Annotated in this window: 12 protein-coding genes; 2 read left to right on the forward strand and 10 right to left on the reverse strand. The window is 58.5% G+C overall.

What is annotated here, in order from left to right; all coding sequences use genetic code 11:
- Positions 1-5 precede the first annotated feature (5 nt).
- From BN1189_RS15370 to BN1189_RS15380, 3 genes are read right to left on the reverse strand one after another with little or no spacing between them, the layout of a single operon-like run.
- Positions 6-542, reverse strand: coding sequence for a hypothetical protein (locus BN1189_RS15370; RefSeq protein WP_052455910.1), 537 nt, complete (start codon positions 540-542; stop codon positions 6-8).
- 38 nt (positions 543-580) lie between these two features.
- Positions 581-1,135: a DUF84 family protein gene (locus BN1189_RS15375; protein ID WP_306610717.1), complete on the reverse strand. Its 555-nt coding sequence runs from the start codon at positions 1,133-1,135 to the stop codon at positions 581-583.
- A 60-nt stretch (positions 1,136-1,195) separates the two neighbouring features.
- A complete protein-coding gene (locus tag BN1189_RS15380) occupies positions 1,196-2,269 on the reverse strand; it encodes a M42 family metallopeptidase (RefSeq protein ID WP_040229223.1) in 1,074 nt (357 codons plus the stop codon).
- 173 nt (positions 2,270-2,442) lie between these two features.
- Here BN1189_RS15380 and BN1189_RS15385 point away from each other — a divergent pair, with 173 nt between their 5' ends.
- Entirely contained in the window at positions 2,443-2,757 is a 315-nt protein-coding gene (locus BN1189_RS15385; RefSeq protein ID WP_040229224.1) for a peptidase M4, read from the forward strand.
- A 239-nt stretch (positions 2,758-2,996) separates the two neighbouring features.
- Here the strand turns inward: BN1189_RS15385 and BN1189_RS15390 are convergent, their stop codons facing one another.
- From BN1189_RS15390 to pepV, 5 genes are read right to left on the reverse strand one after another with little or no spacing between them, the layout of a single operon-like run.
- Entirely contained in the window at positions 2,997-3,848 is an 852-nt protein-coding gene (locus BN1189_RS15390) for a YtnP family quorum-quenching lactonase (protein WP_040229225.1), read from the reverse strand.
- Between the two features lie 25 nt (positions 3,849-3,873).
- Positions 3,874-4,530 (reverse strand): tRNA (guanosine(46)-N7)-methyltransferase TrmB, encoded by a 657-nt coding sequence (gene trmB / locus BN1189_RS15395; RefSeq protein WP_040229226.1) that lies wholly within the window; start codon positions 4,528-4,530, stop codon positions 3,874-3,876.
- Positions 4,514-5,464 carry a diacylglycerol/lipid kinase family protein gene (locus BN1189_RS15400; RefSeq protein ID WP_069201984.1) on the reverse strand — a complete coding sequence of 317 codons (951 nt, stop codon included), beginning with the start codon at positions 5,462-5,464 and terminating at the stop codon, positions 4,514-4,516. The genes trmB and BN1189_RS15400 overlap by 17 nt, the downstream gene beginning before the upstream one ends.
- A gap of 4 nt (positions 5,465-5,468) precedes the next feature.
- Positions 5,469-6,320: a D-amino-acid transaminase gene (gene dat / locus BN1189_RS15405; RefSeq protein ID WP_040229228.1), complete on the reverse strand. Its 852-nt coding sequence runs from the start codon at positions 6,318-6,320 to the stop codon at positions 5,469-5,471.
- A 39-nt stretch (positions 6,321-6,359) separates the two neighbouring features.
- Positions 6,360-7,748 (reverse strand): dipeptidase PepV, encoded by a 1,389-nt coding sequence (gene pepV / locus BN1189_RS15410; protein ID WP_040229229.1) that lies wholly within the window; start codon positions 7,746-7,748, stop codon positions 6,360-6,362.
- Between the two features lie 277 nt (positions 7,749-8,025).
- Between pepV and BN1189_RS15415 the strand changes: the two genes are divergently transcribed.
- Complete coding sequence (locus BN1189_RS15415) at positions 8,026-8,247, forward strand: DeoR family transcriptional regulator (protein WP_040229230.1); 222 nt, start codon at positions 8,026-8,028, stop codon at positions 8,245-8,247.
- A gap of 43 nt (positions 8,248-8,290) precedes the next feature.
- Here the strand turns inward: BN1189_RS15415 and BN1189_RS15420 are convergent, their stop codons facing one another.
- Positions 8,291-9,010, reverse strand: coding sequence for a pseudouridine synthase (locus BN1189_RS15420; RefSeq protein ID WP_040229231.1), 720 nt, complete (start codon positions 9,008-9,010; stop codon positions 8,291-8,293).
- A gap of 9 nt (positions 9,011-9,019) precedes the next feature.
- Positions 9,020-10,354 (reverse strand): putative polysaccharide biosynthesis protein (locus tag BN1189_RS15425; RefSeq protein ID WP_040229232.1); only part of this gene is annotated, 1,335 nt, incomplete at its 5' end.

The raw sequence follows: 10,354 nt of genomic DNA on the forward strand, positions 1-10,354 counted from the left end.
GCCGGTCACTTCAGTGTCAGGTCCGGATCTTCGGGCCGTTCCACCGAGCGGACAATTTCCATCATCGTCCGCAGATTGCGTTCAATCCCTTTTTCCTTCGACAGCGTGGTCATTTTCGTTCCGCCGCTTCCGGCGACCAGCTCAAAGCGTTCGCTACCTGCATCCGTGATGCCGGAAAAGCCGAATACCCCGTTCTTTTCATATGTTGCGGTCGTCAGAATTTCCTTCGCCGGATCCGCATACAGCAGGTCGTAGAACAGGCGGCTGTCATCCGGCTCGTTCGGGTTGATGAAGAGCACGTATGTCTCCCGGCCCTTCTCGAGGACGATATTCTGCTCGTCCGATCCTTCCTGGATCTTGAAGCCGGCGGGCTTATACAGGCGGACGGAGCCCACTTCCGCGTTCGTCCGGTGCACGTCCTCACGGAACACTTTACCGGCCGCCTCGGTGCCGCTCTCGCTCAGTTCCTCGGGTGTCGCGGAGCACCCGGCAATCAAGACCGCAAGCATTCCGAGAGCGATGAGACGAAGTCCTTTGGCCATCCTGTTTCCTCCATTCACACTAGTGCATCCCCATTATTTTAAGCATGTTCGGGGCCGCTTGCAACAGGTCCGCCCCCGCCTCCCGCAAATCGCCACTGGCCGACAAGGAGCCGGACCACATGCCCGAACATGTCGGCCCTGGAGACGGTGCCGGCGGTGAATACGCCGACTGCACCGCCCGATTGCCTGACGTCCGCCTGATGCGAGTAGTCTTCCATGACCGGGCCGAGCTCATTTCCCGCACGGACGGGTGCCGCGACTTCCTCGGGCAGCGGAATCTGCGCGCCGCCTGCCGTGTAAACCGTCCCGTCGGGGAGTGCAAGCGCCCCCCAGTTGCAGATAAAGAGCCGGCCGTCCAGTTCCTTCACTCCGCCTTCCAGCCCGATGCCGAGGTCTCCCTCCCCGTCTTTCACGGCCGCGAGTGCACGGTTCCTGGCACCTTCGCGCGTTTCCTCATCGCCGAAAGGCTGCGCGGACACGCCGGATTCCGTTGCGGACCCCGTGATTTCGGCGTTGATTCCGAGGGACTGCACGGCCTCCCGCACCGCCCCCAATTTCGCTTTGTTGGTCGATCCCACTATGATGTTCATCATTTGCTGTCCTCCTGGTGTGCGGTGTCGCTCATGGCAAAAAGGGCCCCTCCGGCCCTTTTTTCATACGTTGCTTTTGATCGTCTCCACCGTCGTCCGGTCCAGCGAACGGACGAGCTTGACGAGAAGTTCCCTGGCCGCCGCATAATCATCGGTATGGATGATCGATGCCGCGGTATGGATATAGCGCGAGCAGATGCCGATTACGGCACTCGGCACACCTTCGTTGGAAAGATGGACCCGGCCCGCATCCGTTCCCCCCTGCGAAATGAAGTACTGATAGGGAATATTGTTCGACTCGGCCGTGTCGAGGACGAATTCCCGCATCCCCCGGTGGGTCACCATCGACCGGTCGAAGATGCGAAGGAGCGTACCTTTGCCGAGCTGGCCGAATTCGTTTTTGTTGCCCGACGCATCGTTGGCCGGACTCGCATCGAGGGCGAAGAAGATATCCGGGTCGATCATGTTCGCGGCCGCCTGGGCTCCCCTCAGACCGACTTCTTCCATGACGTTTGCACCTGAATAGAGCTGGTTCGGGAGCGTTTCGCCGTGCACTTCTTTCAGCAGTTCCACGGCCAGCCCGCAGCCATACCGGTTGTCCCACGCTTTGGCCAGGATCTTTTTCTCATTTGCCATCGGGGTGAACGGGCAGATCGGGACAATCTGTTGCCCCGGCCGGATGCCGATCCGCTTTGCATCTTCCCGGTCGTCCGCTCCGATGTCGATGAGCATGTTTTTGATCTCCATCGGCTTGTTGCGGACTTCGTCGCTCAGCAGATGCGGCGGGATCGACCCGATGACACCCGTGACCGGACCGTTGTCCGTGATGATCTCCACCCGCTGGGCGAGGAGGACCTGGCTCCACCAGCCGCCGAGGGGCTGGAACGTCAGCATCCCGTTTTCCGTGATGCTCTTTACCATGAACCCGACTTCGTCCATGTGGCCGGCAACCATGATTTTCGGGGAGCCTTCCTCCCCTTTCCGGACACCGAAAATGCCGCCGAGGCGGTCCTGAATGATTTCATCCGAATATTTTTCAAGTTCCCCGCGCATGAAGTCGCGCACCGCATGTTCATTGCCGGGTGCTCCTGGCAGTTCCGTCAATGTCCTGAACAAATCCACTGTCTCTTTTTCCATCCAAAAACCCTCCCATTTGGTGACCGGTTCTTTCCTATTGTAGACGATGGTTCAGAATGTTTCCACCGGCCTCTTTCGCAGGGCGAAACGAATATGACGGTTGCTTCTCTTGATGGATTCCCTGTCTTTCTATGATATACTGAGAAAAAAGCGTGCCTGAGGAGGGAATTGGGATGAATATGAAAGATTTTGCAGTGGGTGCCATCGCCGGGGCGGTCGCCGGAGCGGCAGTCGTGGAAGCTGTTAATCGTGCGGATCGGAACGTTTCCCCTGACAAAGTGCTCGAGAACATCAAGGATGCATTCAAGGAAGAAGGCCCGATCGAAGGTTCCTGGATCGTCATGAAAACCGAACCGTTCCGGCAGAAGGCCGTCCAGATGGAAGTTTACCGCGGAGGACTTTCCCGCGAAATCAGCGGCGTTTTCGAAGAGTACGAGTTTGCGGCGGATGCCAAAACCGGCACAGTCGTCGAATTGACGAAGATCTGATCTTATTTTTATTTACGTATTGAGAAAGCCGCATCCCGAGACGGGATGCGGCTTTTTTTACATGCGGCAGGGCAAGATGGTAAACGTTGTGTATCTGGGATGAAACGTTGCGTATCTCGGCTGAGACGTTGTTTATCTCGATTGAAACGTTGTGTATCTCGGCTGAAACGTTGCGTATCTGTACAGTCCGCTCCGCTTTTGTTCCATCCGGCTCTGGGCAACAGCCCGCTCCGCTTTTGTTAGTCAAATGGTGTTCGTTCGAGGGTTTCGGTTAGTTCTTTTCCGGTTTCATCCCAGCGGACGAGGCGGTAGACGGCGTCGTGGTAGAAGATGAATCGCCATCCGCCTTCGTATGCTTCTTTCAGCAGGCGTTCTTTTGCGTAGATGGAGTCCATCGGATAGTCGTCGAAGCCGAGCACCCAGAGCGGGTTCTGGTGGGCGTGGGTCGGCATGATGTCGCCCATGTGGATGAGCGTTTCCCCGTCCCGCTCGATTTTGACGACCGAGTGGCCGTTGCTGTGTCCGCCCGTGTGGATCATCTCGATGCCCGGCAGGACTTCAAGCCGGTCTTCGAATGTCCGGACCTGGTCTTGGACGGGTTCCCAGTTCTCGCGGAAATAGGTGCTCTTCGACCGGATGTTCGGATTCCGCATCTCGTCCCATTCGATGGCGGATGTGTAGATGACCGCATTCGGGAAGACGGATACGTACCCGTCCCCTTCCCGCTTCGTGAGGCCCGCCGCGTGGTCGTTGTGCAGGTGGGTCATGATGATGATGTCGATGTCTTCCGGTGTCAGCCCGAGCTCCTCGAGGCTTTCCTCGATCTTCGATTCCCGGGTCACGCCGAGATTGCGGATCATCTTCGGCGACAGCTTGCCCGCGCCCATGCCGGATTCGATCAGGATGTTCTTCCCGTCCGTCTGGAGGAGGATCGGCTCCGTCGCCAGTTCGATTTTGTTGTCCTCATCGACTGCGTACTTCTTCGACCAGAGCACTTTCGGAACCGGCCCGAACATCGCTCCCCCGTCCAGCTTGTTGAATCCCCCGTCGAGCCAGGTCAGTTCAATGTCGTGAAATGTATACTTGTCCATCCGTGCTCCCCCTTTTCACTCGTGTTTAGTCCCTTCCGCGGTTCATAAATGCGGCTTCCAGCCGGTAGATCGGCTGACCCATCGAAGAAAACTTCTCCTCGTATTCGGTCATGATGTTCCAATCCGGATTGTCGGCATGCAGATCCAGTGACACATCGGCCAGCCGCATCCCGTAATCCGTCATGTTCATGAGCGAGTACTCAAACAGCCCCCGGTTGTCCGTCTTGAAATGGACTTCCCCCTCCGGCGGCATCACCGTCTCGTAGAGCCGCAGGAAATTGTCATGCGTCAGACGGCGCTTGGCGTGACGGGTCTTCGGCCACGGATCGGAGAAGTTCAGGTAGACGCGCCCGATTTCACCCGGCGCAAAAAATTCGGCCATCCGTCCCGCGTCGACGTTCAGCAGCCGCAGATTCCGGGGTTTTTCCGCCTCTTCGGCCCGCTGGACGGCAGTCACGATAATGTCGCGGAACATTTCAATCCCGATGTAATTGACGTCCGGGTTGGCTTCCGCCATGCCTGTGATGAACCGTCCCTTTCCCGTCCCGACTTCAATATGGATCGGGTGGTCATTGCCGAATTCCTCGTTCCAGTGTCCTTTAAGTGCCTCGGGCTCCGGAATGACAATTTCCGGCCGCTCCGCTATGTACGCTTCCGCCCAAGGTTTATGGCGTGCTCTCATCTGTTATCTCAAACCTCTCTGTGCAAGTTGGTCCCGCCAGCCGCCAGGCAGCACGCCGGACGGCAAACGGAATCGGACGGCCCGGCTCTGCGGTGCCCGCATCCTCCCCGTCTGTATGGACCGGAACGCGCCGGTCCGCAGTCAGTTCGAATGCTTCATCCGATAATCTGTATACTTCTTTGAATCTCGTATGGCTTCCTGTGAAGACCGTTCCGAAAACGAGCAGGAGCTTCAGTCTGGACAGGCCATGAATGACCGTCAGCTCAAGCTTCCCGTCCGCAGGGTCCGAGCCGGGGGAAATCTTCATCCCGCCGCCGTAATACGGCTGGTTGCTGACGGCGGCGAGCCAGACTTTCCCAAAGTCGGATCGCTTGCCGCCCGCCGTCACCGACAAGCCGAACGGGCGGAACGTGAACAGCGTCCGGACGATGAAGAAGGCGTAGATCAGCTTCCCCGCCCCGACCCGGTTGAACAGCTTTTTCATCCGGGAACGGTTCACGTTGTTCGAGATGACCGCATCGAATCCGATCCCCGCGCTGTTCATGAAGACCACCGGCTCGGCAAGACCGGCCGTCCCGAGATCAAGCCGTCCGAATTCCCGGAAATCGGCGATCTCCTCCGCCGTGCGGAAAGCCCGGTAACCGCGCCCGAAATCATTTCCGGAACCGACGCCGACAGAACCGATCAGGACATGCCGGCTTCCGGCCGCGCCCCGGATGACTTCATGGACCGTCCCGTCTCCGCCGAAAGCGACCAGCAGGACCGCCGGACGGCTCTCCCCTTCAGCAAAGCCCCGGGCGATGGCAATCGCATGCCCGGGGCCTTCTGTGATGATCTCTTTGAACGGAAAACGGATCTGTTGACGGAACCGTTTCCACCGTTCGAGCGACCTGCCGTTTTTCGCGGCAGGATTCACGATGAAAATGACTTCCATCCGGTCAGTTCTGGGTGACCGGCTTCGGCAATCTGTCACTGAACGCAGCCATCAGCGCCTTCGTGACCGGCCCCGGTTTCCCGTCGCCGATCGTGCGCCCGTCGATTTCTGAAACCGGAACGATATCATTCGTCGTCGAAGACATGAAAAACTCATCCATGCCGTAGACGTCTTCCAGCGCCATCGGTTCCTCGATGACAGTCTGGCCGATCTCCCCGCAGCAGTCCATGATGACCCGGCGGGTGATGCCGTTCAGGATGAAGTTCGAAACCGGGTGGGTATAAATGACGTCGTCTTTCACGCCGAACATGTTTGAGGACGAGCCTTCCGTCACGGTGCCGCTCCGGTGGAGAAGGGCCTCGAAGCTGCCCGCCTCGTGGGCCTCCTGTTTGGCCAGCACGTTCGGAAGCAGGTTCAGACTCTTGATGTCGCAGCGCATCCACCTGATATCTTCCACCGACTTCAGCGTGACGGTCTCCGGCTTCTTCGCATCTTCTGCATACGCCTTCGTATACCCGGTGATCACCGGCACGATGTCTTCGCCCGGGAAATGATGGACGCGCGGAGCGGATCCGCGTGTCGCCTGGACGTACACATGCCCTTCCTTGATGTCATTGTCCCGGACGAGCCGTTCGAGATTGGCCTTCATCTCGGGCTTGCCGTACGGGAGCTCCATCCGGATCTTCTCCGCAGATTCATAGAGCCGTCCGATATGCTCATCCGCCGTGAACAGGCTGCCGCCGTACACGCGGATCACTTCATAGACGCCGTCCCCGAAATAATAGCCGCGGTCTTCGATCGAAACGGTGATTTCATCGTCTTTGACAAAACGGTCATTCAGCAAGTAGATGGACATTACAGATCCTTCTTTCCTAGTTGATAGCACGGGCCAACGTCAGTTGCCTGCAAGTTCAGAGATGGCATCCGCATAGATGCCGGCCGCCTTCACGAGATCGTCGACGGAAACCCACTCATCCGCCTGGTGCGCCACGTCCGGCCGGCCCGGGAAGAGCATGCCGAACGCCACGCCTTTTTGGAGTGTCCGGGCATAGGTGCCTCCGCCGATCGACAGAAGTTCCGCCTTCTCCCCGGTCTGGCGTTCGTACACGCGCTGCAGCGTACGGATGAACGGGTCGTCCGCATCCACGTGGTGGGGCGGCGAGTCGGAAGCGAGATCCAGTGCGAATCCGGATCCTTCCAGCGCTTCCCGGCATGCCGCCAGTTTCTCTTCAACCGGATAGGAGACCGAGTAGCGCATGCTGACCGTAACTTCCCCTCCGCTCGTTTCATTATACGCCAGGATGCCGGCGTTGAGTGTCGTTTCCCCGGAAATTTCATCAGCGAAATCAAGTCCGAGGAAATGCCCTCGCGACCCGTCACCGAATGCCTGATCGACAAACGACGTGAACCGGGCGCCGTCCCCTTCCATATGAGGATCGAGGAACGAGGCGAGCCGGATGCCCGCGTTGATCCCGTCTTCGGGCTCCATCGCATGGGCGGCCTTTCCGCGCAGCATGAGTTCGCTCCTGTTATCTCCGGAGGGGCTCAATTTCCCTTCCAAGCCGCTTTCACCAAGAAATGCATGGAACGGCCCTTCGAGTTCCTCAGCCGGAATCCGGACCACCGCACGCGCTTCATCCGGCACCATGTTCGTCCGGCTGCCCGAACGGAAAGAAACGAGAGATCCGCTGCCCGCGGACCCAGCCTGGGAGAACACGAGTCCCGCAATCCCTTTTTCGGCGTTGATGATCGGGAAATCGGCGTCCGGCGCGAACCCGATCGTCGGCATTTCCTCCGTTTTGAAATACCGGTCCATGCAGCGGAAGCCGCTCTCCTCGTCGGCACCGACGATCAGCCGGACCCGTTTGTTGAGCGTGATTCCCGACTCCTTCACCATCTTCATCGCATGCCAGGCCGCAATCGTCGGGCCCTTGTCGTCGATGGCCCCTCTGCCGAACACTTTGCCGTCCCGGACATCCGCCTCGAACGGCGGAGTCGTCCAGCCGTCGCCTGCCGGCACTACATCGACATGGCAAAGGATGCCGAGCAGCTCGTCCCCCGTCCCCATCTCGATATGGCCCGCCATGCCGTCGATGTTCTTCACGTGCATTCCGGCTTTCCGGCCCTCTTCGAGCAACCAGTCAAGTGCCCGCTTCGGGCCTTCCCCGAACGGCGCCTCATCGCTTGCCGTGTTTTCGTCAAGGACGCTGTTGATCGAAATGAGCGACTTGAGGTCCTCGACGATGGCGCCTTCTGATTCAATTGCTTTGCTGTTCCAGTCCATGAATCCGCCTCCCGTCAGTTATAGTGCCATTCTACACGTTCCAGCAGAAATGAAAAGAGGAACGCCGGCCTGCCGGGTTGTTAATAAACTGCCAAAAAAGGCGCCGCGCGTTGGAATACTCTAACTATTGCTGTATAATAAGAGTGGGATGATTGATGTCCCAAAACCGACAAAGGATGTGTACGCCCTCAACCGAACAGTCTGCGAGCATGGCTCGATGCTTTGATCGTCCGCTGGTCTTGCCAAAGGAGAATAGGGTGAAGGAGTGGTTCTGAATATGAAACCTACTACCGACCGGATGCTGATCCGGATCAAGGATGTCTATTTGTTCATCCGCGATCGGGGAATCGTCACGACCGACGACCTGGTCGACGCGTTCGGCATCACTCCGCGCACGGTTCAAAGAGATTTGAACGTGCTTGCTTTCAACGGCCTGGTCGACAGTCCAAGCCGAGGCAAATGGACAACGACGGAGAAACGGGTAAAACTGACTTCTTGAGAGTGCACACATACGAAAAAGGATGGCCCCCCCGGGTGGAGGGTCATCCTTTTTGGTGTTGTTTCAATGATGCCAATTCCTGTTCGGTGAGCTCCCGGTAATCGCCGGGTGAGAGCGCCGGATCGAGGACGAGCGGACCCATCGACAGCCGCTTCAGGTAAACGACTTCCTTGCCGCGCGCTTCGAACATCCGCTTGACCTGATGGAATTTCCCTTCGGTGATCGTGAGTTCAATCTTGGATATCTCACCCGCCGAGAGAATATCGAGCTTCGCCGGTTTCGTCACGTATCCGTCGTCCAGCCCGACGCCGGCAGCGAACGCCTCGCCGTCCCGGGCGGTCACTTCTCCGCGGACTCTGGCGAAATACGTTTTTTCGACATGCCGTTTCGGGGAGAGCAACGCATGCGCCAGTTTCCCGTCATTCGTGATGAGCAGGAGCCCTTCCGTGTCCTTGTCGAGCCGGCCTGCCGGGAACGGTTCAAACCGGCGGTACTCATAGGGCAGGAGATCGATCACAGTGCGGTCCCGGTTGTCTTCCGTCGCGGACACGACGCCCGGGGGCTTGTTCATCAGCAAATAGATGAACTCCCGGTAATCGACCGGCTCGCCGAACACCGAGACGTCCCCGCTTTCCGGATCAACGTGGAGCGCCGGGTCGCGGACCGTTTCCCCCGCCACGCTCACCGCCCCCTGTTTCAGCAGGGCCTTCACTTCTTTCCTCGATCCGTAGCCGCTGTTCGCGAGCAATTTATCGAGCCTCATTTTATCACCTCACAGTCCGAGTTTATCGGCGATCCTCTTCAGCCGGTTGCCGAACAGTTTCTGGGCAAGTCCGGATTTGAACGCCAGCACCGCGTAGACCGCCGCGCCGACAGCGGCCGTCACGAGAATATACAGGAATGCCGTCCCTTTGCTGTCCGCGGGTCCGAACAGGCGCAGGCCCTTCAGAGTGAGCCAGGCGGCCAGGACCATCATGCCGTTGAACAGCAGGATGAGCACCATCCGCCGGATCACCATTCTCGAGCGGTAATGAAGCGCATTTGACGCAACAGCGATATTCAGCGCGACCGCCACTCCGTAGCCGATGACCGTCGCCAGGATGGCGCCCTGCGCCTCGAACAGCTTGATGAGCGGAATGTTCAGAGCGAGCTTGAGCAGCAGGCCGATGAGCAGGTTGAGGACAATCCATTTATGCCGGTCGATCGCCTGCAGGATGGAGCCGGTGACCGTGTACAGGGCGAACAGGATGGACGCAGGCGCGTAGGACCTCAGGATGGCGGCGCCGACTGCATCTTCCTCGAACAGGAGATGGTAGAACTCACCCGACAGGATCATCAGCCCGAGCACCATCGGGAAAGTCAGGAACGCGACGATCTGATACGTCTGATCGAGCGACCGGGTCATCGCCGTCCGGTTCCCTGTTGTAAAGTAGCCCGTCACGATCGGAATGAGCGCCATCGAGAAAGCCGTCCCGATCATGACCGGGATCATGACGATCTTGTGGGTCGTGAAATTCAGCATCGCAAGCTGGCCGTCGGATACGGAGGCCAGGCCGATCGAGGACATCGCCCGGTTGAACGTGATCATATCGACAAACTGGAACAGCGGATTGGCAAGCCCGACGAGGACGATCGGAAAAATGTAGACGATGAGTTCCCGGTACATGTCCTTCAGGCTGGCGCCGTTCGAATGGGTGCTTGAATCGAGCAGCCGGTCAAACTCCGGCTTTTCGCGTTTCCAGTAGTAGCCGAGAATTGCAAGCCCGGCCAGTGCGCCGATGAAGGCCGCAAACACGGCAAATGAAATTGCGGTCCGCGGAGATTCTTCCATAAAGTTGATGACGACATATACGCCCGCCAGCACGAACAAGATCCGGACGATCTGCTCCAGAAGCTGAGAGACGGCGGTCGGCGTGAACTGCTGGTATCCCTGGAAGAAACCGCGCGTCAGGCTCATGAACGGCACGACGATGAGCGCGAAGCTCACCCAGCGGATGACGCCGGCGATTTCATCGACCGAGAACACTTGCTCATCATCGGCGATGACCATGTGGGCCATCGGCTCGGCAAGGAAGTACAGCAGAAGGAACGAGACGATCCCCGTTCC

The sequence above is a fragment of the Bhargavaea cecembensis genome (assembly GCF_000826125.2).
GTDB classification, from domain to species: domain Bacteria; phylum Bacillota; class Bacilli; order Bacillales_A; family Planococcaceae; genus Bhargavaea; species Bhargavaea cecembensis_B.

Bases quoted from the DNA above. Each gene is read 5' to 3' on its own strand.
- BN1189_RS15380 (WP_040229223.1), bottom strand. From the start codon at position 2,269: ATGGAAAAAGAGACAGTGGATTTGTTCAGGACATTGACGGAACTGCCA.
- trmB (WP_040229226.1), bottom strand. From the start codon at position 4,530: ATGAGAGCACGCCATAAACCTTGGGCGGAAGCGTACATAGCGGAGCGG.
- BN1189_RS15375 (WP_306610717.1), bottom strand. From the start codon at position 1,135: ATGATGAACATCATAGTGGGATCGACCAACAAAGCGAAATTGGGGGCG.
- BN1189_RS15400 (WP_069201984.1), bottom strand. From the start codon at position 5,464: ATGGAAGTCATTTTCATCGTGAATCCTGCCGCGAAAAACGGCAGGTCG.
- BN1189_RS15415 (WP_040229230.1), top strand. From the start codon at position 8,026: ATGAAACCTACTACCGACCGGATGCTGATCCGGATCAAGGATGTCTAT.
- pepV (WP_040229229.1), bottom strand. From the start codon at position 7,748: ATGGACTGGAACAGCAAAGCAATTGAATCAGAAGGCGCCATCGTCGAG.
- BN1189_RS15420 (WP_040229231.1), bottom strand. From the start codon at position 9,010: ATGAGGCTCGATAAATTGCTCGCGAACAGCGGCTACGGATCGAGGAAA.
- BN1189_RS15370 (WP_052455910.1), bottom strand. From the start codon at position 542: ATGGCCAAAGGACTTCGTCTCATCGCTCTCGGAATGCTTGCGGTCTTG.
- BN1189_RS15385 (WP_040229224.1), top strand. From the start codon at position 2,443: ATGAATATGAAAGATTTTGCAGTGGGTGCCATCGCCGGGGCGGTCGCC.
- BN1189_RS15390 (WP_040229225.1), bottom strand. From the start codon at position 3,848: ATGGACAAGTATACATTTCACGACATTGAACTGACCTGGCTCGACGGG.
- dat (WP_040229228.1), bottom strand. From the start codon at position 6,320: ATGTCCATCTACTTGCTGAATGACCGTTTTGTCAAAGACGATGAAATC.